This window comes from Gallibacterium anatis DSM 16844 = F 149 (genome assembly GCF_000379785.1).
GTDB classification, from domain to species: domain Bacteria; phylum Pseudomonadota; class Gammaproteobacteria; order Enterobacterales; family Pasteurellaceae; genus Gallibacterium; species Gallibacterium anatis.
The window spans coordinates 1-26,401 of record NZ_KB903695.1; the positions used below are offsets into that span (position 1 = coordinate 1).

23 protein-coding genes are annotated in these 26,401 nt (G+C 40.8%); 8 read left to right on the plus strand and 15 right to left on the minus strand.

Features of this window, described 5'->3' with window-relative positions:
* The first annotated feature begins 190 nt into the window (after nt 1-190).
* The 4 genes from A3EO_RS0106030 (at nt 191) to fabR (ending at nt 2,707) form a co-directional block, all read left to right on the plus strand.
* Nucleotides 191-667, plus strand: coding sequence for a GAF domain-containing protein (locus A3EO_RS0106030; protein ID WP_018346412.1), 477 nt, complete (start codon nt 191-193; stop codon nt 665-667).
* An 11-nt stretch (nt 668-678) separates the two neighbouring features.
* Complete coding sequence (locus A3EO_RS0106035) at nt 679-1,107, plus strand: DUF2251 domain-containing protein (RefSeq protein ID WP_018346413.1); 429 nt, start codon at nt 679-681, stop codon at nt 1,105-1,107.
* A 65-nt stretch (nt 1,108-1,172) separates the two neighbouring features.
* Nucleotides 1,173-2,087 carry a DNA-binding transcriptional regulator OxyR gene (gene oxyR, locus A3EO_RS0106040; protein ID WP_018346414.1) on the plus strand — a complete coding sequence of 305 codons (915 nt, stop codon included), beginning with the start codon at nt 1,173-1,175 and terminating at the stop codon, nt 2,085-2,087.
* Between the two features lie 2 nt (nt 2,088-2,089).
* Nucleotides 2,090-2,707: an HTH-type transcriptional repressor FabR gene (gene fabR / locus A3EO_RS0106045; protein WP_018346415.1), complete on the plus strand. Its 618-nt coding sequence runs from the start codon at nt 2,090-2,092 to the stop codon at nt 2,705-2,707.
* Nucleotides 2,708-2,767: 60 nt separating this feature from the next.
* On the opposite strand, the gene pgsA is transcribed toward fabR, so the two are convergent.
* From pgsA to A3EO_RS0106080, 7 genes are all read right to left on the minus strand, one after another.
* The gene (gene pgsA, locus A3EO_RS0106050; RefSeq protein ID WP_018346416.1) at nt 2,768-3,316 is read right to left on the minus strand and encodes a CDP-diacylglycerol--glycerol-3-phosphate 3-phosphatidyltransferase; all 549 of its coding nucleotides are present in this window, start codon (nt 3,314-3,316) and stop codon (nt 2,768-2,770) included.
* A 75-nt stretch (nt 3,317-3,391) separates the two neighbouring features.
* On the minus strand, nt 3,392-5,215 hold the full coding sequence (uvrC, locus tag A3EO_RS0106055) for an excinuclease ABC subunit UvrC (RefSeq protein ID WP_018346417.1): 1,824 nt from the start codon (nt 5,213-5,215) through the stop codon (nt 3,392-3,394).
* Nucleotides 5,216-5,218: 3 nt separating this feature from the next.
* The gene (gene kdsB / locus A3EO_RS0106060) at nt 5,219-5,995 is read right to left on the minus strand and encodes a 3-deoxy-manno-octulosonate cytidylyltransferase (RefSeq protein WP_018346418.1); all 777 of its coding nucleotides are present in this window, start codon (nt 5,993-5,995) and stop codon (nt 5,219-5,221) included.
* 1 nt (nt 5,996) lies between these two features.
* Nucleotides 5,997-6,194, minus strand: a complete 198-nt coding sequence (locus A3EO_RS0106065) for a Trm112 family protein (RefSeq protein WP_018346419.1) — start codon at nt 6,192-6,194, stop codon at nt 5,997-5,999.
* Nucleotides 6,191-7,168, minus strand: a complete 978-nt coding sequence (gene lpxK / locus A3EO_RS0106070; RefSeq protein WP_018346420.1) for a tetraacyldisaccharide 4'-kinase — start codon at nt 7,166-7,168, stop codon at nt 6,191-6,193. The genes A3EO_RS0106065 and lpxK overlap by 4 nt, the downstream gene beginning before the upstream one ends.
* A gap of 20 nt (nt 7,169-7,188) precedes the next feature.
* Complete coding sequence (gene msbA / locus A3EO_RS0106075; protein ID WP_013745483.1) at nt 7,189-8,937, minus strand: lipid A ABC transporter ATP-binding protein/permease MsbA; 1,749 nt, start codon at nt 8,935-8,937, stop codon at nt 7,189-7,191.
* Nucleotides 8,938-9,009: 72 nt separating this feature from the next.
* Nucleotides 9,010-11,352 (minus strand): DNA internalization-related competence protein ComEC/Rec2, encoded by a 2,343-nt coding sequence (locus A3EO_RS0106080; protein WP_238319705.1) that lies wholly within the window; start codon nt 11,350-11,352, stop codon nt 9,010-9,012.
* Nucleotides 11,353-11,726: 374 nt separating this feature from the next.
* On the opposite strand from A3EO_RS0106080, the gene dksA reads away from it, so the two are divergent.
* The 4 genes from dksA to A3EO_RS0106100 all read left to right on the plus strand — a co-directional run bounded on the left by dksA (nt 11,727) and on the right by A3EO_RS0106100 (nt 14,573).
* Nucleotides 11,727-12,176 (plus strand): RNA polymerase-binding protein DksA, encoded by a 450-nt coding sequence (gene dksA / locus A3EO_RS0106085; RefSeq protein WP_026211023.1) that lies wholly within the window; start codon nt 11,727-11,729, stop codon nt 12,174-12,176.
* A gap of 136 nt (nt 12,177-12,312) precedes the next feature.
* On the plus strand, nt 12,313-13,821 hold the full coding sequence (gene pcnB / locus A3EO_RS0106090) for a polynucleotide adenylyltransferase PcnB (RefSeq protein WP_018346423.1): 1,509 nt from the start codon (nt 12,313-12,315) through the stop codon (nt 13,819-13,821).
* Nucleotides 13,821-14,303, plus strand: coding sequence for a 2-amino-4-hydroxy-6-hydroxymethyldihydropteridine diphosphokinase (gene folK, locus A3EO_RS0106095; protein WP_018346424.1), 483 nt, complete (start codon nt 13,821-13,823; stop codon nt 14,301-14,303). Before pcnB ends, folK begins: the two co-directional genes overlap by 1 nt.
* 45 nt (nt 14,304-14,348) lie before the next feature.
* Complete coding sequence (locus A3EO_RS0106100; RefSeq protein ID WP_013745488.1) at nt 14,349-14,573, plus strand: hypothetical protein; 225 nt, start codon at nt 14,349-14,351, stop codon at nt 14,571-14,573.
* Here A3EO_RS0106100 and glnE read toward each other — a convergent pair.
* The 8 genes from glnE to A3EO_RS0106140 all read right to left on the minus strand — a co-directional run bounded on the left by glnE (nt 14,539) and on the right by A3EO_RS0106140 (nt 26,114).
* On the minus strand, nt 14,539-17,445 hold the full coding sequence (gene glnE / locus A3EO_RS0106105; RefSeq protein WP_018346425.1) for a bifunctional [glutamate--ammonia ligase]-adenylyl-L-tyrosine phosphorylase/[glutamate--ammonia-ligase] adenylyltransferase: 2,907 nt from the start codon (nt 17,443-17,445) through the stop codon (nt 14,539-14,541). The genes A3EO_RS0106100 and glnE overlap by 35 nt on opposite strands.
* 93 nt (nt 17,446-17,538) lie before the next feature.
* On the minus strand, nt 17,539-18,141 hold the full coding sequence (gene leuD / locus A3EO_RS0106110; RefSeq protein WP_018346426.1) for a 3-isopropylmalate dehydratase small subunit: 603 nt from the start codon (nt 18,139-18,141) through the stop codon (nt 17,539-17,541).
* A 9-nt stretch (nt 18,142-18,150) separates the two neighbouring features.
* Nucleotides 18,151-19,560: a 3-isopropylmalate dehydratase large subunit gene (leuC, locus tag A3EO_RS0106115; RefSeq protein WP_026211024.1), complete on the minus strand. Its 1,410-nt coding sequence runs from the start codon at nt 19,558-19,560 to the stop codon at nt 18,151-18,153.
* Nucleotides 19,561-19,593: 33 nt separating this feature from the next.
* Nucleotides 19,594-20,676: a 3-isopropylmalate dehydrogenase gene (gene leuB / locus A3EO_RS0106120; RefSeq protein ID WP_018346428.1), complete on the minus strand. Its 1,083-nt coding sequence runs from the start codon at nt 20,674-20,676 to the stop codon at nt 19,594-19,596.
* Complete coding sequence (gene leuA, locus A3EO_RS0106125) at nt 20,677-22,230, minus strand: 2-isopropylmalate synthase (protein ID WP_018346429.1); 1,554 nt, start codon at nt 22,228-22,230, stop codon at nt 20,677-20,679.
* Nucleotides 22,231-22,609: 379 nt separating this feature from the next.
* Entirely contained in the window at nt 22,610-24,562 is a 1,953-nt protein-coding gene (locus A3EO_RS0106130; protein ID WP_018346430.1) for a GNAT family N-acetyltransferase, read from the minus strand.
* A complete protein-coding gene (gene ybeY / locus A3EO_RS0106135) occupies nt 24,563-25,039 on the minus strand; it encodes an rRNA maturation RNase YbeY (RefSeq protein WP_018346431.1) in 477 nt (158 codons plus the stop codon).
* Nucleotides 25,029-26,114: a PhoH family protein gene (locus A3EO_RS0106140; RefSeq protein ID WP_026211026.1), complete on the minus strand. Its 1,086-nt coding sequence runs from the start codon at nt 26,112-26,114 to the stop codon at nt 25,029-25,031. Before A3EO_RS0106140 ends, ybeY begins: the two co-directional genes overlap by 11 nt.
* Between the last annotated feature and the right edge of the window lie 287 nt (nt 26,115-26,401).

A 26,401-nucleotide genomic window follows, 5' to 3' on the forward strand; every position in this document is an offset into this window, starting at 1 on the left:
ACGGTAAATGTACGACAGGTTAAAGAAAGACTTTCCTCGTGTTGAAAGTAGAAATCTACCACTTGTTGTTTAAATGTTTGGTTATATTTAGTCATAAAAAATCTGCACCTCTGTATGTTGTTGGATAATAAGTCCAACTTTTGGGGTGCAGATCATTTTCTCTTTCGGCTTTTTATTATAAGGAGAATTTATGTTTTCGTTTTCCGATAACGATTTGCAACATCTACCTCGTAATTTGCAATCTTTAATTGCTGATGATGATAACCTAATCAGTGTGCTGGCCAATACTTCTGCACTATTAAATCAACAACTTACTGATATTAATTGGGTCGGGTTTTACTTGTTAAATGCACAAAATATTCTTACTTTAGGCCCTTTTCAGGGTAAAATTGCCTGCACTCGAATTGCTGTCGGTAAAGGTGTTTGCGGGCAAGCCGTTGCCCAAAACAGAATATTAAGAATTGATAACGTACATCAATTTGAAGGTCATATCGCTTGTGATAGTGCCAGCAATTCTGAAATTGTTCTGCCTTTACATAAAAATGGGGAAATTATCGGCGTATTAGATATTGATAGTCCTCATTTCGCGCGTTTCACTGAACAAGAACAAACAATATTGGCCGAATGCATTACGATACTTGAACAACACTTATCAACGCTACCTTAGCTGAGGAACTTATGTTTTATCTAACTCTTGAAGACAAATTATTAATTAGCCAACCTAAACAAATTGGCACACACTCCACACAACATCCACATTTAGCTGTGATTTTTGAAGATGATGGCGATAGTGGTTATTTCTATGCCATCGATACCCAACAAAAAGAGGCGATTGTCGATAGTTTGCATATCTATAATGTTGCTGCAGTCGAACAAAAACAGATAGAACGGAAATTACAAATTTGCTGGTCGGAAGACGGCTATTTTGCCCTGTTATTGATTAATGATTACCCGCACGCCGCTTTTGATTTTAAACAATTAATTGCCTATAACCATAATCAATTTCCACAACCGGATATTACCAGTCTTTGGTCACATAAACTCATTACCGAAGATCTGATAAAACAGTGGTTAAGCGATCCACAAAGCAGTTGTACTCGCCAATAATTGTGTTATAGTTTGTTTCAATTAAAATTTATTTTTTAATCGTTACTACCTATAAAGGAGTCGTTATGAATCTTAGGGATCTCGAATATTTAGTGGCACTTTCCGATCATAAACATTTCCGTAAGGCTGCCGATGCCTGTCACGTGAGCCAACCAACATTAAGCGGTCAAATTAGAAAATTGGAAGATGAACTGGGCATTCTTCTGTTGGAAAGAACCAGCCGCAAAGTGCTTTTCACTCAATCCGGATTATTATTGGTTGATCAGGCACGCAATGTGCTAAAAGAGGTTCAATTATTAAGAGAAATGGCGAGCAACCAAGGTAAAGATATGACAGGGCCGCTCCATATGGGAATGATCCCGACCATTGGACCTTATTTATTGCCTTATGTCATTCCGATGTTGCGTGAATCTTTCCCTGAATTGGAAGTTTATCTTTATGAAGCGCAAACACATCAATTATTGGAGCAGCTTGAAAAAGGTCAAATCGATTGTGCAATTGTCGCATTAGTAAAAGATACCTCTGCATTTATTGAAATTCCTATTTATGATGAAGCAATGTTAATTGCGGTTTCTGATCAACATCCGCTCGCCAAAGAGGATGAAATTCCGCTCGAAAAACTCAAACAATATGAAATTTTAATGTTGGACGATGGTCATTGTTTCCGCGATCAAGCATTAGGTTACTGTTTTGTCGCCGGTGCAAAAGAGAATACGCACTATCAGGCAACAAGTTTAGAAACATTACGCAATATGGTTGCCGCTAATGCCGGTATTACCTTTATGCCGGAGTTGGCAATTTTAAATGAACGTTCGCGCGAGGGCGTTAAATATATTCCTTGTATCAATCCTAGACCTTATCGCACTATCGGCTTAATTTATCGTCCCGGTTCACCATTGAAAGCCCGTTATCAACGAGTTGCGGAGTTAATCGGCAACAATATTAAACCGTTACTTGTTACACCAACTAAAGATGCTTAAAAATGAGCGGAATCAGAGCCAAACAAAAAGAGAAAACCAGACGTGCGTTAATCGATGCCGCGTTTGATCAGCTCAGTGCTGAAAAAAGTTTTTCCAATTTAAGTCTCCGTGAAGTCAGTCGAGAAGCCGGTATTGCGCCGACTTCATTCTATCGCCATTTTAAGGATATGGATGAATTAGGATTAAGTATGGTCGATGAAGCCGGCTTAATTCTAAGACAACTGATGCGCCAAGCTAGAAAACGGATTGAGGACGGCGGGAGTGTTATTGCGATTTCCGTTGAAACATTTTTTGAATTTATTGCCAACCGCCCTAATGTTTTTCGCCTTTTGTTGCGTGAAAGTTCCGGTACCTCTCAAGAGTTCAGAACGGCAGCCTCACGAGAGATCAATCATTTTGTTGCTGAACTGGCAGAATATATTATGAACAAAGATAAGGATATTCCCGCTGATATTGCCAAAGCGCAATCCGAAGGGATGGTTACTATTGTTTTTACCGCCGGTTCGCACGCTTTGGATATGAATAACCAAGAACGAGAGGCATTGAAACAACGCGTCATTCTACAACTCAGAATGATCGCAAAAGGTGCAACGCTGTTACTGGAGCATAAATCAAGCTAATTTAGGATCAAAAAAACCTAGTGCGACAAACACTAGGTTTTATTTTCATCGAATAAATCGTTATTCCTGCAATAAACTTTCTTTCGCTAAAGTCAAATATTGCCACATCGACCAAACTGTCAAGATAACCGCAACATACAACGCAATTGTAGCAATAATTTCCATTGTCGGATTATAACGCCATAACAATCCGATAAGCGCAATCATCTGTGATGTGGTTTTCACTTTTCCTAACCAAGACACTGCCACTTTATTTCTATCGCCCAATTCCGCCATCCATTCTCGCAAAGCTGAAATAATAATTTCACGAGAGATCATAATAATCGCCGGAATCGTAATCCAAAAAGTATGATAATGTTCAACCACTAACACCAATGCAGCGGCAACCATAACTTTATCTGCTACCGGATCAAGAAATGCGCCAAAACGGGTTGTTTGTTTCCATTTACGCGCTAAATAACCATCTAACCAATCGGTCACAGAGGCTACGGTAAAAATAAGTGCAGTCCAAAACGGCGCCCAACTAAATGGAAAATAGAACAGAACGATAAAAAACGGGATTAAAATAACACGAAAAAAGGTCAAAAAAGTGGGAATATTCAATTTCATCTTGATCACCAGATCGATTTAATACCAAACGTGACTATTGTAAAGCATATTGAGTTAAATTGCCTATATTCAATATCAATGTTTTAGTGTTTCAAAGATTTTTTCTGCTAATGAACGTGAAATTCCGGGTACGGAAGCCAATTCATCTATCGTAGCGGCACGAACCCCCTGCAAACCGCCAAGATATTTCAACAGTGCTTGACGTCGTTTTGCACCAACGCCCTCAATACTCTCCAAACCACTTTGAATAAATGCTTTCTGTCGTTTTTTACGGTGTCCGGAAATAGCGTGATTATGTGATTCATCTCGAATATGCTGGATTAAATGCAGTGCTAAATTGTCCGGTTCTAAATGAATCTCCCGTTCACTGTTACCGATTAACAAGGTTTCCAAACCGGCTTTACGATCAACCCCTTTCGCCACGCCGATTAATAACGGCTTGTGTTTGTTCCAACTCACATTCAGATTATCAAACACTACCAAAGCACGATTGAGCTGCCCTTTGCCACCGTCAATAAAAATAATATCAGGTATCTTCTCTGCCGTGAGATCTTTATCGTATCTTTTCTTCAAAGCTTGCTCCATCGCCGCATAATCATCACCGTGTGTACCTTCAATATTAAAACGGCGGTAATCCGATTTTAACGGTCCTTCCGAACCAAAAACAACACAGGAAGCAATCGTATTTTCACCCATTGTATGGCTAATATCGAAACACTCCATTCGTTGGATTCTGTCCATATGCAGCAACTGTTGCAACGCTTGATAACGCTCTTCTATTCTGCCTTGTTGTTTTAATTGCGTTGTTAATGCCACCGAAGCATTAGTTTGCGCTAACTGTAAATAACGGTTTTTCTCGCCTTTTACTTTATCTTGAATCTGAACTTGACGTCCTGCCTGTTCACTCAATAACGTTTGTAACATCTCTTTTCCGGCTAAAGAGTGATCAATCACAATCGAATCGGGAATACTCCGCCCTTGATGTGCCTGTAAATAAAATTGCCCTAAAAAAGTTTCAATAACTTCAGCAATCTGCGTATTTGCCGGAATTTTCGGGAAATAACTGCGATTTCCCAATATTTTTCCGTGACGAATAAACAACACTTGCACACAAGCCAATCCGGATTTGTACGCAATCGCGATAATATCGATGTCATCCAAACGATCATTACTGACAAACTGTTTTTCCATTACGGATCGCACCGCCTGAATCTGATCGCGATAACGTGCCGCTGCTTCAAAATCTAATCTATTGCTCGCCTGCTCCATTTTTTCAATCAGATGGGTCACCACCTGCTGATCTTTACCTTGCAAAAACAGGCGCGCCAACTCCACCTGTTGCTGATACTCTTCATCCGTTACATATCCGGCAACACAAGGTGCCAAACAACGTTTAATTTGATATTGCAAGCAAGGACGGGAACGGTTGTTATAAACACTGTTCTCACACTGACGAATCGGGAACAACTTCTGCATTAATGATAAGGTTTCTCGCACAGCGGAAGAGTGCGGATAAGGACCAAAATACTCACCGGCGATTTTCTTTGCACCACGATATGAGGTAATTCGTGGATAACGCTCGTGAGTTAATAAAATATAGGGATAGGATTTATCATCTCGTAACAACACATTGTAACGAGGCTGATACTGCTTGATGAAATTATGTTCAAGCAGCAATGCTTCCGTTTCCGAATGGGTGATCGTCGTATCGATATGATCGATCGAAGCTACCAGTGCTTCCGTTTTTTTGCTATTAACATTTTTACGGAAATAACTGGAAAGCCGTTTTTTGAGATTTTTTGCCTTGCCGACATAAATAACGGTGTTATTCCGATCATACATCCGATAAACACCCGGATTTTCCGAAACATCGGCAAGGAATTTTTTTGCATCAAACATCTTTTAACGAGACAAAATCGCGCGAACTTTTCGCAAATCTTCTTCAGTATCTACACCCACTGCCGGAATTTCCAACGCCGGCTCACAATGAATCTTTTCACCGTGCCATAAAACCCGCAACTGTTCCAATGATTCGCACTGTTCCAATGCTGTCGGCTGCCACGCTACATACTGACGGATAAATCCGGCTTTATAGGCATAAATACCGATATGGCGTTGATACAAATCAGCCAGCAATGCAAAATGTTCAATTTTATGTAGCTGTTGATATACATCACTGAATTGATCTCGATGCCAAGGAATCACCGCTCTGGAGAAATAGAGCACATAACCGTTTTTGTCGGTTAATACTTTCACCACATTCGGGTTAAACAACTCTTGAGCCTCATCAATTTTCACCGATAAGGTTGCCATATTGACTTGATATTTATCTAAATTTTCCGCCACTTGCTTCACAATCACCGGCGGAATCAGCGGTTCATCACCTTGAATATTGACCACAATTTCATCATCCGGTAACGCCAATTTCGTTACCACTTCCGCCAACCGTTCCGTACCGGAATTATGTTTATCTGAAGTTAAACAAACCTCTCCACCAAACGCTTTCACCACTTTCTCTATTTCCGGATGATCGGTTGCGACAATCACTCTTGTTGCGCCTGATAATTGCGCTTTTTCCCAAACGTGTTGAATCATCGGTTTGCCGGCAATATCTTTCAACGGTTTGCCCGGTAAACGACTGGAAGCATAACGTGACGGAATAATGACACTGAATCCCATTTTATGCCTCCTCCTGTGCTTGAGTTTGATTATCTTGTGTTAACGCTACCGCATTTTCCGGCAACAACGCCGGAATACCGTTCACAATGGGATAAGCCAACTGTTCATTTTCACAAATTAAACGTTGTTGCTGCTCATCAAGCGACAACGGCTGATGACAGTGTGGGCACGCCAACATATTAATCACTTTCTGTTTCATTTATTTACCTTAGCAATAATCTTTGCAATTAAATTTTCTAATTGTGCTTTCTCAATTTCTGCCGTCACTTCCACATACCACCAATGCTTTTGTGCAAATTTACGGCATTTCACTGCATCTTTTTCAGTCATTAACAGAGGAATATCACTTTGATCAAAAGCGGAGAAATCCGATGCCTGAAAAGCGTGATGATCCGGAAAAGCGGTGCTGGATAACAGTGTTATTCCTTGACGTTCCAAACCGGTGAAAAAACGTGGCGGATAACCAATTCCGGCAATAGCATTTACTTGCGTAAATTGAGTTAATGCTCTTCTCTCATTGGTGAGCAAATTGACCGCTTCGCCACTGCGCAATGTCATCAAAATTTCATTATCTTGTGCAGTACCGCCATTACAAATCACCGCATCAACCGTTGTTAATCGTTGCTTTGGCAACTCTCGTAACGGCCCAGCCGGCAACAATAACCCATTACCGAAACGCCGCTCACCATCCACCACCACCAATTCAAGGTCACGCTGTAATTTATAATGCTGCAAACCATCATCACTAATAATCACTTGTGGATGATACGCTTTATGCAACAGTTCGATACTTTGTCGGCGATCAGGTGAAATCGCAACCGGCGCTGATGTACGTTGTGCAATCAATACCGGTTCATCGCCCACTTTTTTCGCATCGGAAGAGGCACAAACTAAAAACGGATATTCATTGCTCTCACCGCCATATCCGCGTGAAATCACACCAACACGGATGCCTTGTTGTTGTAACTGCTGTACTAAGGTAATCACTAATGGGGTTTTACCATTGCCCCCCACCGATAAATTACCCACCACCACAACCGTGCAAGGCGCTTTCCAAGAGCTAAAAATGCCTTTTTGATAGGCTTTTCGCCGTAAATAAGTGACCAATTGGAATAACCAAGAGAAAGGTAATAATAACCACTGTAACCACGATTGTTGATACCAGAATTTCATACCGTTTCTTTATTAACCTCTTAACCCTCAAATTGCATTTTGTGCAATTGAGCATAAATTTGCCCTTGTTGCAGCAACTGTTGATGTGTTCCTCTTTCAACAATTTCGCCCTGATCAATCACAATAATTTCATCCGCTCGCTCAATCGTTGATAAACGGTGCGCTATCACCAATAATGTTTTGTGCTGATGCAAGCCGTCCAACGCATTCTGAATAGCGCGTTCAGACTCTGTATCCAAGGCAGAGGTAGCCTCATCCAAAATTAATACCGAAGCATTTCTTAATAATGCTCTGGCGATTGCTAAACGTTGACGTTGTCCGCCGGAAAGGGAAACACCGTTTTCACCGATCATCGTATCCAAACCGTGTTCCATTTTTTCAATAAATTCCATTGCGTGAGCTGCTTTCGCTGCTGCAATAATCTGTTCACGACTATATTTTTCCGTTGCCGCATAAGCAATATTATTGGCAATAGTATCATTAAAAAGATGAACCTGTTGCGACACAATAGCGCAGTGCTGACGCAAATTCGCCAAGGTATAATCTTTAATATTACGCCCATCCAAGGTAATTTCACCTTGCTGAATATCATAAAAACGGGTAATTAAATTGGCGATGGTTGATTTACCCGATCCGGAACGCCCCACCAACGCCACCGTTTTGCCTGCAGGAATATCAAATGAAATATGCGAAAGTGCCGGCTCATCCTTGCCTTGATAGTAGAAACTGACATCTTTAAATGCAATATCACCATTCACTTTTTCACTGACAAATTTGCCATTATCCTGTTCCGTTTCCAAATCCAAAATAGCAAATAAAGTCTGACAAGCCGCCATTCCGCGTTGAAATTGGGCATTGACATTGGTTAAAGATTTCAATGGTCTTAATAAAGCAAACATTGATGAAAAAACAAGCGTAAAATCACCGGCGGTTAATTGTCCGCCCATCATTGTCGGTACGGTTGCCAAATATAGCACCACTGCCAATGCAAAAGAGGCAATAATTTGCACGATAGGATCGGAAATGGCGCTCATTGCCATCATTTTTAGACTTTTACGACGCATATCATCGCTGACTAAATCAAAACGCTGTTCTTCAACCTGTTGCCCACCAAAAGAAAGCACGACTCGATGCCCTTTCAACATCTGTTCCGCACTTGCTGTCAATTCGCCCATTGAATTCTGCATATTTTTACTTAAACGGCGAAAATGCTTGGATACCACACTGATTAATACTGCAATAATAGGCCCGACCACGAAAAGCACCAACGACAACTGCCAACTGGTATAAAGCATTAACCCCAGCAATGAAACCACGGTAGCACTCTCTTTCACGATAGTAATCAAGGCGTTGGAAGAGGAGTTCGCGACCTGTTCGGAATCATAAGTGATGCGTGAAAGCAGTTTCCCTGCCGCTTGATGGTCAAAAAAACTGACCGGCATATACATTAAATGTTTAAATAACATTCTGCGCATTACCATTACTACATTGCCCGACACCCACGAAAGACAATAATCGGAAACAAAACTGGTAATCCCTCGTAAAAAAATCAGCAGGATAACGATGATTGGCAACCATTTTAGGAATGACAGATCTGCTTCACCGAATCCTTTATCTAGTAATGGCTTCAATAAATAGATTAATCCAGCTTCGGTTAATGCGTTAAAAACCAAGGCAATAATTGCAATTAAAATACCTAATCGATATTGCCAAATCATTGGCCATAAACGTTTAAATGTCGCTTTTGTTGAAAAATCTTTATCATTCATAAAATAGCGTTGTACCGTAAATAAATTTAAAACGCTATTCTACCTTTATTCTGTTATTTATCAAATCAGCCCTTAAAGTAACTGCTTAAACCAAGGTTGTAATAAGGTTCGCGCCGTTTCAACTTCAATTTCTCCGTGTTTGGTAAAACGTAATAGAATTTGTCCTACTGTTGCTGTTACTAGCGTATCTACTTGAAATTGCTGTAATCGTGAAATAATCTCCTGATGTGGAAAATGCCATTGATTGCCTATGCCTGCGGAAATTAATGCTATTTTAGGTTGTGTTTTTTGCAAAAATGCAGTACTGGTTGAAGTACGGCTGCCGTGATGTGCCACCTGCAAAATATCAATCGTCGGGAAATGTTCTAAATACTGTAATTCCGCCGTTTTATCCAGATCACCGGTTAACAGGACATTATGTTTGCCATCATTGATCAACATCACGCAAGATTGATGATTTTTCGCTGTTTTTTCTACTTTATACGGCGCTATCACTTGCCAATCTAAATCGCGCCAACGCCATTGAACGCCTTGATAACAGGGTTCAGGCGTTTTTCCGGCATATGTTTTTTCGGATGAAGTGATCAATGTGGCATTCGGAAAATAACGAAGCAACATCTCAGCACCACCGCTGTGATCATTATCATCGTGACTAATAATAATCTCTTCCAATTCAATACCTTGCCGTTGCAAATAGGGAATAATTTCCAATTCAGCCATACTGCTACCGCGCCACGAAGCGGCTGTATCATACAAAACGCCTTTGCCATTTTGTCGGATCAATATCGACATCCCCTGCCCTACATCCAACATTTCCAGCGTCCATAAGGTGCGATATTGTTGATAATAATAGAAACCTAATTGCCATAGCATTATGCCTAAAATCATTCCTATTATTTTCAAAATAGTTTGAAAATCGGTACGCTCAACTAAAGCAGACACCTCTAAACGGAATAGTGTTGATGTCGGCAACCAATGATGCTCATCCGTTTTAGTTCGTTGATATTTAGCATAGCGAATACAAAACATTCCCCAAAGCAAACACAAGCCTAGAAAAATCAAGCTTATCCAGAGATTTTCCAGCTCTGAAACAGGATGCCAGCCAGTTTTAAATATCTTTAAGCCCTCAACACATTGTTGTGCAATAAACTGGCATAACGCCCAACTGTGGAAGTAATCAAACGTTAAAATGGAGAACAAAATTAATGGAATGAGTACAAAACTGAAAATCGGCACAATCCATAAATTAATCCATAAATTAAAGAAGTTAAAACCGGAAAAAAAGAAGAGTGTAATTGGTGTAAATAGCAGAAACAGTCCGATTTGTAGATGAATAAGCGCCAAAATGTAATAAGTAATTTTACCGAATTGATGGAGTTTTTTTCCTCGCACCGAGCAAACAGATAAGGGAAACAGATGATTCCATATCAATAAACATAACACCGCCAATGCGGATAGCCAAAAGCTATCACTTAACAGAATAAGTGGATCCAATAGCACAAAAATCGCGATACAACGCACATAACATTGCCACCGATTTAAATAACTGCGAAAAAATCTTAGCCACAACAGGAAGATCAATGCAATAATGGCTCGGACAGTCGGGATCGAAAAATCAGCTAAATAACTGTATAACAACGCACACATTCCACCGAATAATAGCGGCAAAAAAGGCGTAATCCGATGCGCCGGCAAGAAATACTGCACACTACGCGCTAAAGCCACCCCCAACAACATTACTAAACCGATATGCAAGCCTGAAATCGCAATTAAATGCGCTGTTCCGGTTTGTTGAAACAGTTGTAACGTTTCCTGACTCAAAAAACGCTTATCACCAAATCCCAATGCAAGAAATAATTCCGACTGTGGTTTCTGTTGCCATAAATCCAAATTATGCCGCAATAATCGCTCACGCAAATCGGGATGATCTGCAACCAAAACTGCATTTTTCACAACAGCATAGCCAACAATATGATTTGCATACAGCCATTTTTGACGCTGAAAACCACCAAAATTGGCTCTTGACGCTAATGGTTTTAGCGTGACTTCTCCTAGCCACGATTGTCCGGCTGCCAGCGGTTGCGGTGCTTGCCAACTCAAATAAAAACGATAGTTCTCATCTTCATCCGAAAATTTCAATAATGCAATTGCCGTTTGATAATCCCGTTGATGCAAAACTTTTTCAATCATAATCTGCGCGCGCTGTTTCTTCGGGAGTGTCTGCACATACTGCGCTTGTGTGATGAGTTGTTGTATCAAAAACAGACACCAACAACACGAAAATATTATTGAAATTATCACACCTCCCCACTGATTTTTCTTTCTTATTAACCATAGGGCAAGCAATGAAACGACAGTGAAAAAAACACCCCAAAATGCAGTCAAAAAAATCCATGCAAACGGCAAATACATCATCGCCAAACAACTGACAATACAAGCAATGGCAATTCGCTCCACATTTCCTCCTTTCTTTATTCTGGAGTAAGGTAATAGATCCGCAGTAATGTGCAAAAGATAAGCAATAAAAATGTGAGCTTTATCGAAAATTTACAAAAAACAGCGATTTTTCCGCATTTATTCGTTCAAATAATCATCATTTTAAAAAATTCCGTTTGCTAAAAAGTATAAGTTCTGATATTTATAACCGTCCTTTGGAATAGCTCACTCCAAAGTGTATGAAAATCGACGGAAAATTGTATAAAAAAGGCTCTATTTTTGATAAAAGCATTTCATATGGAGCGTTTTATCAGTCGTTATTTATTTTTTTGGTGTCTAGGAGAGATTTAAATATGACGGCAACTACGCCAAAATCATCACTAAGTGTTTTAGCTCTTGCTGGTGTTCAACCTTATCAAGAGAAAGTCGGCGAAGAATATATGAATGAAGCGCAACTTCTTCATTTTAAAAAGATTTTAACTGCTTGGCATGATCAAATCATGGGTGAAGCAAATCGAACTGTCGCACATATGCGTGATGAAGCTTCTAATTTTCCGGATCCTTCCGATCGTGCTACGCAAGAAGAAGAGTTCAGTTTAGAACTGCGTAATCGTGATCGTGAACGCAAATTATTAAAGAAAATCGAACGTACCATCAAAAAGATTGAGTCTGAAGATTTCGGTTACTGCGAATCTTGCGGTGTTGAAATCGGCATCAAGCGTTTAGAAGCTCGTCCGACGGCCGATCTTTGCATCGACTGCAAAACATTGGCAGAAATCCGCGAAAAACAGATCGGTGGGTAATTCAACTAAGTAATTGAATTATCACTGTCTACAGCGGAAGTTAACCAAATTCCTCTCCCTAAATCGATTTAGGGAGAGTTTTCTATTTTAAAAACAGATAGAAAATATCACTTTTCATATATTTTCTAAAAATAGATTGAGGTGTCTTATTTTTAAATTTATTCGAAAACTGTTTCCGCAAAAAACGGAAGAACAGAAAAACACTTTATCAACACAACACACATCTGCGCCTGTTGTTAGTCAGAAAAAAACTAACAAGAAATCGGCCCCTGCTCAAAACAAACCTAAACGAGCAACATTACCGTCCTTAAAAGCTTCTGAATACGGCATTTATCCTCATCTTATCAGTCGCCAAGCATTACAAGTTGTTGAAAAATTACAGAATAATGGATTTGAGGCTTATGTGGTAGGCGGTTGCTTACGCGATATTTTATTGGACAAAACACCTAAAGATTTTGATGTCGCAACCAATGCTCGTCCGGAACAGATTCAAAAAATATTTCAACGTCAATGTCGTTTAGTGGGTCGCCGTTTCAGGTTAGCACACATTTTATTCGGCAGAGAAATCATTGAAGTTGCAACATTCCGCGCTGCTCACGATGCAATTAATAATGATAAATTAGCTAAACAGAGTGCGGAAGGAATGTTATTACGAGATAATGTTTACGGCAGTTTGGAAGATGATGCCGCTCGTCGTGATTTTACCGTCAATGCATTTTATTATGATCCCCGCAAAGATAAATTCTACGATTTCTTCAATGGTATTAAAGACTTGCGTGCCGGTCGCTTAATGTTAATTGGCGATCCGACTCAACGTTATCAGGAAGATCCGGTCAGAATGCTGCGTGCCATCCGTTTTATGGCAAAACTGGATATGTTTCTTGATAAAAAATGTGAACAACCGATTTATCAACTGGCCTCTTTATTACAAAACATTCCGGCAGCACGTTTATTTGATGAGTCATTAAAACTATTACAAACCGGCAAAGGCGAGAAAACCTATCAATTACTCTATAAATATCAATTATTTCATCAACTTTTTCCGGCATTAATTCCATTTTTCACCACAAATAATGACTCATTTACAGAAAAAATGATCGTTACAGCATTACGTTCCACTGATGAACGTATCGCCGATCATTTACGTATTAATCCGGCATTTTTATTTGCCGCTTTTTTCTGGTATCCGTTACGTGAACGCATTGAAATCTTGAAGAATGAAGGCGGTTTAAATAACTTTGATGCCTATTCCCTTGCCAGTAATGATTTATTGACACTTATTTGTCAACGTGTTGCCATTTTGCGTCGCCATACTGCTACCATCCGTGATATTTGGTCATTGCAGTTACTTTTCACTAAACGTACTGGTAAGAAGCCACAAGTTACATTGGAGCATCCTAAGTTTCGTGCTGCTTATGATCTATTAGCAATGCGTGCCGAAATTGAACAGGGTGAATGTATTGAATTGGCAGCTTGGTGGTATGAATATCAACAAAGTAATAGTACGCAACGTGAAGAATTAATCAAGGTACAACAGGAGTTACACCCGAATCAAGAAAAGAAACGAAAACGTAAATCTCGCCGACGTTATCATCCGGCAAACAAAAAGAGAAAAAATCCTTCCCAAACAACGGTAACGCATTGATGAACAACGTTTATATTGCATTAGGCAGTAATCTGAACAATCCTTTGACACAATTAACGCAGGCTGTTCAGACCTTAAAACAACATCCGGATCTTAAAGTGAAAAAGGTCAGCCCTTTTTATGGCAGTAAGCCGTTAGGGCCACAGGATCAGCCTGATTACGTCAATGCGGTTGCGCAAATAGAAACCGACCTTGAACCGTTAGCCCTGTTGGATACACTGCAATCCATTGAAAATAGTCAAGGTCGGGTCAGATTACGCCGCTGGGGAGAGCGTACACTTGATCTGGATATTCTACTGTTTAATCAAGACGTTATTTCACATCCTCGTTTAACGGTTCCTCATTGCGAAATGAAAAATCGAGAGTTTGTGATTATTCCTTTATTCGACATTGCCCCTAATTTGTTTTTCCCAAATGGCGAATCTTTGTCAGAAATAGCCGAACAATTTAAATCACATCAAATGTGGAAATTGTCAGACTAAAAATGTTGCTACCGATTGGATTATAAATATTTTTTAACAAAATTTATGTGCGGACAAGCCGCTCACGTTGCCGCAACTTCATTAGCATTAATCGGTTTTTTCAATATTTTCGGCAGCCTATTTTCCGGTTATTTAGGCACAAAATACAAAATGAAATATATTCTTGCCGGGCTTTATGCCAGTCGTGCCTTGATGATTATTGTGTTTTTACTTGCGCCGAATATTGCTTACACCATTAATAAAACAGCTGTTGCCATACTTGACCAATAAATGCTCTTATTGCAGAGAAGGGTGCAGCTTCCACCACCGAATTTTTACCAGCAAGATTCAGATGATGAATATGGTTGCGTAATTCAACATAACTTGCAGTGAGTTTTGTACCAATCTCCGGCGTAATCACTTGATATTTCATCATATCCTCAAAAATACGCACATTATCGGACCAAGTCGTCAATTCCGGTATCTTCGGTGCATTTGCCAGCATTAAATACTGCGCAATAAACTCAATATCGGTAATACCGCCACGATCCTTTTTAATATCAAAATACCCCTCTTCCGTGTGTGATAAATGCTGATACATTTTTTCTCGCATTTCTCGCACATCAATCTTCAGTTGATTTATCTCTTTTTCTGTCGATAACACATCACGACGTATCTGGGTAAATCGTTGTCGCATTTTTTCCTCACCGAAAACCGGTCTTGCCCGCACCAAAGCCTGTTTTTCCCACGTCCAAGCTTCATTTAATTGATAATCGTGAAATGCATTTATCGAACTGACCAATAAGCCGGAACTGCCAGAAGGGCGCAAACGCATATCTACTTCATATAAAATTCCCGAATTTGTGTGAATATTGAAAATGCTGTTGATTTTTTGTGCTAAACGCAAATAGAACTGTCCGCTATCAATATTTCGCTTGCCGCCAACTGTTTCGCCGTTTGCCGGTGCATCATAAAGGAAAACCAAATCCAAATCCGATTTATAGCCCAATTCAATACCGCCCAATTTGCCGTAACCAACCACTAAAAAGCCTTTTTCGTCATTTTGTAAATGGTTAGGTGTACCGAAACGTTGTGTAACCTGTCGCCAAGCAAGGTTAACCACACTGGCGATGATCGCTTCCGCCAAATAGGTTAAATGATCACTGACTTTCATCACCGGCAAAGCACCTAAAATATCAGCTGCCGCGACACGTAACTGCGTTGCCAATTTGAACTGTCGCAAAACATCGATTAACTGCTCTTCATCCTCTTGCGGAATTCGCATTAAATAATGTTCCAATTCCGCTTGATACTGACTGAACGGCGGCGGTGATAATAGCGTATTCGGATTTAATAACTCATCCAACAACAATGGATAATCCGCAATTTGTCGCGCAACAAAAGGCGAAGCACTGCACAATTTCATCAATAATACGCGTGAATTCGGATTTTCATACAATAATTCAAGATAGGTGGTTCGGGTCGCAATTCTGGCAATAATGTCTAAAATACGAGGCAGCAACACGGCGGCATCATTCATTGCCAGCATTTCATCCAATAAAATCGGAAGCAGCTGTTCCAACACATCCCGACCGCGCACCCCGATTGATTTACGCAACATCTCCTGTTTGAATTGCCATAAATGATCGGCAATCTCTTGCTGATGAGATAACTTTAATTTTTCCAACAGCGTTATCACATCCTGATAATTAAAGCTGATGCCTAAAAAGTCTTGCCACTCGCTCTGATGTTCTTCATTTTTGTCATCTTCTTCCCCAATCAAATGACTAAACACCTGCCGTACATTCTGTTGATGCTGACTCAACACTTGATAAAAACTGCTCCAGTCATAAATTGGGTATTCAATAGTAACCAGTTGATTTTGCTGATTAAAATAGGTAAAAGCACGGCAAGCCTCAATTAAACGCTGTTTATCCTGTTCATTGGTTGGTAATAATTGTGTCTGTTGATCATTTATCGCCTGCAGCACATTTTCCACTCGGCGCAAAAAAAGGTAAGCCTGAGATAAGTGGGATGCTTCAAGCGGTTGCAATAAATTCAATTCGACTAATTTTGGTAAAATCCGTAATAACTCTCTTTGCTGTAACGCTTTTTCCCGACCACCACGAATTAATTGGAATACTTGTACGATAAACTCAATCTCACGAATACCGCCGGCACCGAGTTTAATATTATCCACTAAGCCCCGTCGTCTTACTTCAGCATTGATTTTCTGCTTCATATCACGCAGCGATTGAATAGCACTAAAATCGATGTAACGCCGATAAACAAATGGGCGCAGCAACTGACTTAAATAACGGTGATTCGGATCGTTGGCATCTTCCCCCATAATGCGCGCTTTAATCATCGCATAACGTTCCCAATCACGCCCTTGCTCTTGATAATAATCTTCAATCGAGGCAAAACTTAATGCTAATGCGCCGGCTTCGCCGAAAGGGCGCAGACGCATATCAACGCGATAAACAAAACCATCAATAGTGGCTTGATCCAACGCTTTAATAAAACGTTGTCCCAAACGGATAAAAAATTGCCCATTATCGATACTTCTTCTGGCACCTACTGTTTCACCGTGATCCGGATAAGTAAAAATCAGATCAATATCGGAAGAGAAATTCAACTCTCTGCCCCCTAATTTTCCCATTCCCAAAATAATGAGCGGTTGAGCTTCTCCTTCAGCATTGGTCGGTGTGCCCAATTCAGCACAAAGCTTTTGATAAAGCCAATCTTTGGTCACCACAATAATCGCTTCCGCCAATTCGGAAAGCTGATGAAAAATCTGTTCAACACTGGCAAGATTCAAACTTTGACAAAAGCTCAATTTTGCCATTTCACAATGACGGAAACGGCGTAAAATTTGATACAGCTTATTTTCACCATCTACATTTTCCAGCTGTGTACGCAAACGTTGTTGATATTCTGCACAGTCTGAAAATTGCGGTAACTGCTGCAACCACTGCTCAAAAATGACTGGGTATTTCTGTAAAATTTCTGCGACAAAATCAGAAAAATAGATAGCGGTTGCAATCTGGCGAAGATTTTCCGGTAAATTTTCCAAGGTAATTGGAAGTTGATAATGATCTTTTAAGGTTGAATTTTGTAACAGATCAAATAGACGCTGTTGTTGCATTGAGGAGAGTTGCATAGCGGTATCCTTTTTGTTTTTCTTTGCAAAAAGGATACACGCTTTTTGCACGATTTTGGAAATTTATTCGAGATTTTTTACCCTATCTTCTGTTTATTTTAGGAAGTTAGGAATATTTTTCTCGTATGCGGAAATTGCCTGTTCGTGCTGCAATGTCAAACCGATATTATCCAAACCGTTTAATAGGCAGTGGCGGCGGAATTCGTCCAGTTCAAAAGGATAAATCTTTTCGCCTACAGTTACCGTCATTTTTTCTAAATCGACATCAATCGCTTTTCCCGGGTTTGCCCACACCCATTGGAAGATTTCTTCGACTTCTTCTTCGCTTAAACGAATTGGCAACATATGATTATTTAAGCTGTTGTTATAGAAAATATCCGCAAAACTTGGCGCAATCATCACTTTGAAACCATAATCCGCCAATGCCCAAGGAGCATGTTCGCGAGATGAACCACAACCTAAATTTTTACGCGCCAGCAAAATACTTGCGCCTTGGTATTGCGGATAATTCAGTACAAAGTCAGGATTAGGTTGAGTGCCTGCTGCATCAAGATAACGCCATTCGTGGAATAGATGTTTACCAAAACCTACGCGCGTAATCGCTTGTAAAAATTGTTTTGGAATAATGGCATCGGTATCCACATTTGCCACATCTAACGGCACAACAATGCCTGAATGTTGTTTAAAGCCTGCCATAATTTCTCCTTAAAGTAATTCCACTTGACGAATATCGACAAATTTACCAAACACCGCGGCTGCCGCTGCCATCGCCGGACTAACAAGATGAGTACGTCCATTGCGCCCTTGACGACCTTCAAAGTTACGGTTGCTAGTAGACGCACAACGTTCCCATTCACCTAATTGGTCATCATTCATTCCTAAACACATTGAACAACCCGGATTACGCCATTCAGCACCGGCTTCGATAAAGATTTTATCCAAGCCCTCTTTTTCTGCTTGCTCTTTCACAAGACCTGATCCCGGCACCACCAATACGCGTTTTACGTTATCGGCAACTTTACGCCCTTTCATCACCGCGGCGGCAGCGCGTAAATCTTCAATACGCGAGTTGGTGCAAGAACCGATAAAGACTTGATCAACCGGCACTTGTGTTAAATCAGTATTTGGTTCTAACCCGATATAAGCTAAGGCTTTTTCGGCAGAAGCACGCACCACAGGATCATTCATTTCGGCTGGATTTGGCACGGTTTGATCAATGCCAATCACTTGCCCCGGATTGGTTCCCCACGTAACTTGTGGCGCAATATCTTTAGCATCCAATACCACCACCGTATCAAATTCTGCACCTTCATCGGTTTTTAAGGTTTTCCAATAAGCTACCGCATCGTCCCAATCTTTGCCTTTCGGTGCATAAGGACGACCTTTCAAGTATTCAAAAGTGGTTTCATCCGGTGCGATTAATCCTGCTTTTGCCCCAAGTTCAATCGCCATATTGCAAACCGTCATTCTTCCTTCCATAGAAAGATCACGAATGGCTTCCCCACAAAATTCCACCACGTGTCCCGTACCGCCAGCCATTGTGGTTTTGCCGATAATGGCAAGCACAATGTCTTTTGCGGTAATCCCCGGCGCCACTTTGCCACGCACTTCAATTTTCATATTTTTAGCACGGCTCTGTTTTAAGGTTTGAGTGGCAAGAACATGTTCCACTTCTGATGTACCAATCCCGAAGGCCAATGCGCCAAATGCACCGTGCGTTGCGGTGTGGGAATCCCCACAAACGATAGTCATTCCCGGCAAGGTTAAACCCTGTTCAGGTCCGACAACGTGCACAATCCCTTGTTGTTTAGTGCTCATATCAAATAACTTAATGCCGGTATTGGCGCAGTTTTTGGCAAGTTCCAGCACTTGGATTTTGGCTTGCCCTTCTAATTTATTGACATCGCGCACTTGCGTTGAAATGCTGTGATCCATTGTGCCGAAAGTTTTTCCCACTTGACGCACTTGGCGATTGGCGACACGCAATCCGTCAAAGGCTTGCGGACTGGTGACTTCGTGAATTAAATGGCGATTAATGTATAAAATCGGCGTTTCACCTTCTGCTTCATAGACAACGTGAGCGTCAAATAATTTATCGTATAATGTTTTTTTCATCATAATCAATCGTTCTTTTTTATAGATTTCTGTTTATTTTAAAAGCTCAGCTACAATTAAATCCCCCATTTCACTGGTAGAAACAGGTTGAGTATTGTCCGCCAAATCTGCGGTGCGATAACCTTGTGCCAACACCGCTTTAACTGCATTTTCAATAGCGTTGGCAGCCTCATTCAAATTAAAGCTATAGCGCAACATCATCGCGGCAGAAAGGATCTGTGCGATCGGATTGGCAATGCCTTTACCGGCAATATCCGGTGCCGAACCGCCTGCCGGTTCATATAGACCGAAACCTTTTTCATTCATACTTGCTGAAGGCAACATCCCCATTGAACCGGTGATCATTGCACATTCATCGGAAATAATATCGCCGAACATATTGGAACAAAGTAACACATCGAAATGTTCCGGTTGTTTAATCAACTGCATTGTCGCATTATCAATATAGATATGTTCCAATTCCACATCCGGATACGCTTTCGCCACTTCCATTACCACTTCACGCCATAAAATCGAGCTGATCAAAACATTGGCTTTATCAACGGAAGTCACTTTTTTACGACGCTTCTGCGCTGCTTCAAAAGCGATACGCGCAATACGCTCAATTTCAAAACGATGATACACTTCAGTATCAAATGCCTTCTCCATTTTGCCTTCGCCTTCACGCCCTTTCGGTTGACCGAAATAGATGCCGCCGGTCAACTCACGCACAACCACAATATCGAAACCTTTTGCGGCGATATCAGCACGTAACGGACAAAATTTTTCCAAGCCTTGATATAAAGTCGCCGGACGAAGATTGCAGAACAGGGCAAAATGTTTACGCAAAGGGAGCAATGCCCCACGTTCCGGCTGTTCATTTGCCGGAAGATGTTCCCATTTCGGGCCACCGACAGAACCGAACAGAATCGCATCTGCCTGCTCACATCCTTTTAAAGTCACATCCGGCAATGCCTTACCGTGATGATCAATGCCGGCACCGCCAACATCATATTGTTGATAATTCACTTTAAAAGCAAAACGTTGCTCAACCGCATTAAGCACTTTTAGCGCTTCACGCATTACTTCCGGCCCAATACCGTCGCCCGATAAAACTGCTATGTTGAATGTTTGCATTTATACTGTCTCCATAATTTTTCTAGACTTCACATCTGCCACTTTCTTTGCCAATTTAATCGCATTTATTGCGTGAATCAACGCCAATGCAGATGCTTCAATAATATCTGTTGCCAACCCCACACCGTGGAATTTGCGGCCTTTATAATCTACCACAATATCAACCTGCCCTAACGCATCTTTTCCTTCCCCTTTGGCAGAAAGTTGATAACTGGTCATTGTCAAATCCATTCCGGTAATTCTTAAAATACAGTTATAAACTGCGTCCACCGGACCGTTACCTGTTGCCGCATCTAATTGAATCACGTGATCAACCGCAAGTTTGACTGAAGCGGTCGCCGGCATATGGCTCGCAGACTGTACGGAAATGCCTTGTAATTGCACACTGACATCCTCGCCTTGCTGCATATCAATAAATGCCAACGCTTCCAAATCATAATCGAACACTTGCCCTTTTTTATCTGCCAATTTTAAGAAGGCTTCATATAATTTATCCAAGTCGTAATCATTTTCGCCATAGCCCATATCGCTCATATGTTTCTTCACAGCAGCGCGACCGGAACGCGCGGTAAGATTAAGTTTTTCTTTCTTCAAACCGATACTTTCAGGCGATAAAATTTCATAAGTATTGGCATTTTTCAACACGCCATCCTGATGGATACCGGAAGAGTGAGCAAAAGCATTCGCACCAACAATCGCTTTATTCGGTTGAATCGGCATATTACAAATCTGACTGACTAATTGGCTAACACGATAAATCTCTTGCGTATTGATATTTGTGGTAACGTCCATTAAATCTTTACGGGTACGCATTGCCATCACCACTTCTTCCAATGCCGTATTTCCGGCACGTTCGCCGATGCCGTTGATGGTACATTCGATCTGTCTTGCGCCATATTGCACTGCAGTTAATGAGTTTGCGGTCGCCATACCTAAATCATTATGACAATGCACGGAAATAATCGCTTTATCAATATTCGGCACGCGATTCATTACATTTTCAATAATAGAACCGAATTGAGTCGGCAAGGTATAACCTACGGTATCAGGAATATTGATGGTTGTTGCACCGGCATTGATCGCTGCCTCTACAATACGACAAATATTATCCACTCCGGTACGACCAGCATCTTCACAGGAAAATTCAACATCATCGGTATAACCTCTGGCACGTTTCACTGCCGCCACTGCCATTTCCACCACATCATCAAATGAACGTTTTAATTTTGCTTCAACGTGCAATGCGGAAGTGGCAATGAAAGTATGAATACGGAAGGCTTTTGCTACTCTTAATGCTTCATAGGCAGCATCAATATCTTTTGCCACCGCACGAGAAAGTGCGCAGACGCGGCTGTTTTTAACCGCTTTGGCAATGGCTTGAACAGATTGGAAATCGCCTTCGGAAGAAACCGGAAACCCGACTTCCATCACATCAACCCCTAGACGCTCCAAGGCTAACGCAATCTGCAATTTTTCTTTGACCGTTAAACTTGCTTTTAACGCTTGTTCGCCATCTCTTAAAGTTGTATCGAAAATAATAACTTGATTACTCATACTCCACCGCCGTCAACGTAAAAAAGAGTTAAAAAAAAGCCCGCTAAGTGCGGGCAGATGTGTGTGTTTGCTTAAATTCAATTTTTTTCCTTTATCCACGCCTTACCGCACAAACTGTTCATTTGTGAGGAGCAGAAGCAGAGATAAAGAAATAGGAGAAAACATTGTTCAAAACCTTATAAAACTGAAAAACGTGATCGATTTTGCCGAAAAGCCTATTTCAAGTCAATAGCATTTTATGCTAAAAAATTACTTATTTTGCTTTTTTAAAATACAAAAAACAGACTTAAAAACCAAATAAATATTAAAAAACATTATTTTTAACTACATAAAATAAAAAGATTAAATTTATCCTCTAGCTTTTCAGCCTAATATAGGGCTAAATTTTTTTATCTTTATTAGCTAAAAAATGCTCAAGTTGTTGTTTAAAAAGTGTCGTTTTTTGTTTCTTCTGTGTAAAAAATAGACTTTTTAATTGTTGCAACTGTTTTGCTAAATTGTCATTCGGATAATGATGAAATAACCGACACAACGCTGCATAACTTACCGCTAAAGTGCGTTGAGATTGAATAAATTCATTGATCAGCTGCCAATCATATGCATTTAATTGCCAATCCGGCTCCACTTGCAAATCAAGTTCCGCTAATAATGGATGGTCGCTTAATACAAAATCTCGCTGAAAACGATGTAGCGCCTGTTGGCAAAAATCGGTGCCGGCATCAGACAACGGATAAATCATCATCACGCTGTAATTGCCGCTGCTCGCTTCCGGCTTAACGCTCACTGCACTTATCTGGAAACCTAATTTTTGCCAAAATCGCAATAATGACCTTTCAAAACCGAAACTGACGGAAAGATAATCAAAGTTATGGCGATATTTCTGGACACATTGCTGAATCAACTGCGTTCCTAAGGTTTGCCGTTGATATTGAGGCCACACCGCAATTCGCGAAATACGCAATGCTCGCAAGGTTAAAGCCTGCGATAAATTGGTTTGAAAACATAACGTTTGCGCGACTAAATTCCCTTTTGGTCGGCGATAACCTAACCGAATTTGCTCAATTAATTCCTTATCGGCAAAATTTCCCTCTTCCAATCCCCAAACCACACCGGCAATTCGCTCTGCCATTGTCGCTGTCATAAAGTGCTGATCAGCGCCGTCCAATAACCGGCGTAAATCGGTCGGCGAAGTACGATAATGCGCCAAACTAAGTAATTGATATAACTCGGCAAAAGGAGAAGTGATCGGCAAGGCGTGATAAAGATTAAATTGCGGCGCGCCATTTTGATGAGAAATATCCAATCTGTTTTGCTCTACTAACGCCAATTGATCCATCCACTGTTCCAACCGATCATTCTGTTGCCAGCGCAAAGGAATTTCCAACCTAAACAAATGAATTGTTCGTTTTAAATAGCCTTTTAACTTTAAGATAAAGCCTTTACCTGAACCCTCATAACCTTCACTGGTGCTGGTCAACAACACTTTACTGAAACTGTTGGAAAACTGTGCCAGCCACGATAATGGCAACATTGCCGCCTCATCCACAATTAAAAATGTATGATTATCTAACTGTTTTTGTTGAATTTTTTGCAGCAACTCATCCGGTGCAATAAAATTCAATTTCTGAGGTAACGCAAATTCGGAGACGGTTGCAACAGCCTTTTTGTTTGCCGCAGTAATTAAAATGTTTGTTGTTTGTGACTGTTGCTGAATTAATTGACCAAGCAAAGCAGATTTTCCTCGCCCACGGCGCGCCGATAATAATAAAACGCCATCGGTGTGTTGTGCTATCTGCGTTAAAACTGCCCGTTGCTGCTGCACTGCGGCAGCCGGTATTCGCCAATTAACTGAGTTTAAGTTCGGCAAAATAATTTCACTGCTATGTTCTTGATAAACAACAATTTTCTGCCAAGCAACAGTCTGCTTAAACCAATGCATAAAATGTGGCACGCTATGCGGTTGTTGACCGCTGTTCCAACGTTCACTGTCTAAATCAATACTTTCGTCCAATCGTTGCCATTCAGGTAAGAACAGGAATAAAGCACCACCGGCTTGTAACGTTGCCGATAAGATCAACAAACTGTCCAAATGGAACGCAAGATTGTTTTCCAACGCCGCATCAAAAACCGCAAATTGGAACTCCTGCCCCAACACATTGCGACTTTGTTGAAAAGCATAACAAGAAAGGGAAGCTTGAGCATATTGCGGTAGCTGATAACCGCAATACAGGCCACGATAATGTTGATAGTGTTGAATAATCTTGAGCTGTTGTTCCATTCTCCAGTGCGCTGAACCGGAAAAAATCACAATTTGACGCGAAAAATCCTGCACCTAGATTTTCTCACTTAAATAGGGATCGGCATAGCCCATTGACAACATAATCTCTGTTTCCAAACTTTCCATCTCTTCCGCTTCATCATCTTCAATATGATCATAGCCCAACAGATGCAAACAACCGTGTACGGTCAAATGCGCATAATGCGCTTCTAAAGAAATTTGCTGTTCCTGAGCCTCTTTTTCAACCACTTGACGACAAATGACTAAATCGCCCAATAACGGCAACACAATGCCTTCCGGCACTTCAAACGGGAACGAAAGCACATTAGTCGGACGATCTTTGCCTCGATAAGTAAAATTCAAATGATGGCTTTCTTCCTCATCCACGATCCGAATTGTCATTTCTACATTATCCTGCTGCGGTTTAACCGCCTGTGTCGCCCAATAGGTGAATTGTTGTAATGTCGGTAAATTGCTTTGATCCTCACTGGCAATTTGTAGATCTACCAGCATTTCAGCATTATTCATCATTTTGTTGTTCCTCTAATTTTGCTTGACGACGTTGTTCCGCAAGCGCTTTACGGCGTAACTGTTCTTCTTCGTCCCATTTTTCATACGCTTGCACCACTTTCGCCACCACCGGATGGCGCACAATATCTTCGCTCTTAAAATAATTAAAACTCAAATCTTCCACATCGCTCAACACTTCAATCGCGTGTCGCAAGCCAGATTTTTGACCGCGCGGTAAATCAACCTGAGTAATATCGCCGGTAATGACCGCTTTAGAATTAAAACCGATACGGGTCAAAAACATTTTCATTTGCTCAATGGTCGTGTTTTGACTTTCATCCAAAATAATAAAAGCATCATTCAATGTTCGACCGCGCATATATGCCAACGGAGCAATTTCAATAACATTGCGCTCCATCAACTTCTGCGCTTTCTCAAAACCGAGCATTTCAAAAAGCGCATCATATAAAGGTCGCAAATAAGGATCGATTTTCTGCGTTAAATCACCCGGCAAAAAGCCCAATTTTTCACCAGCTTCCACCGCCGGACGCGTCAATAACAAACGGCGAACCTGCTGTTTTTCCAACGCCTCAACCGCTGCCGCAACCGCCAGAAATGTTTTGCCCGTTCCTGCCGGTCCAATGCCAAAACTAATGTCATAACGCAAAATATTATGCAGATATTGAATTTGGTTTTTACCGCGCGGTTTAATCACTCCCCGTTTGGTTTTAATGGTGGTGCTATAAACATTGGCTTCATCGCTGTCATCATCTGTTTGTTGCAATAACATTCGGCTTTCTTGCAGCGCAATATGCACCTGTTCCAAATCCAACTCCTGAACCTTACCTTTAAGCGGTGCGGTGTCGACATAGAGCTTTTGGATCAATTTTGCGGCATTTTTCAATAATTGAAGATGATGCGGTTTTGTTTCTTCATCCGCTGATTCAATAGTGAATGTAAAATTACGCCGTGAGATAATCAAATTAAACTGTTTTTCAATCAATGAGATATGTTCATCAAAAGGACCACAAAGCGATTGCAAACGTGCATTATCTTCGGGTTCTAAGGTGAAAACTTCAGAAATGGTATTGGTCAAATTAACCTCGATTAACAAAAATTTTTGTCGCTTAGTATAACGGATTTTAGCGGCTATTTAATCCGCTTTTGCATTAATTCGATTTGATTAACAAACAATGGCACAAAAATAAATGCCTATTACAACAGTAATAGGCATTTCAGACTGCTGACAAACCTCTAGACATACCTCTAGAGGTTTGATCTAATAGGCATATCGAAAAAAGGAAATGCCTATGCTCAAAAATACACCCTCACTCCAATATGAAATCGAGATGATAAGTCTCGAACAACTCGTTCCAAAAGACC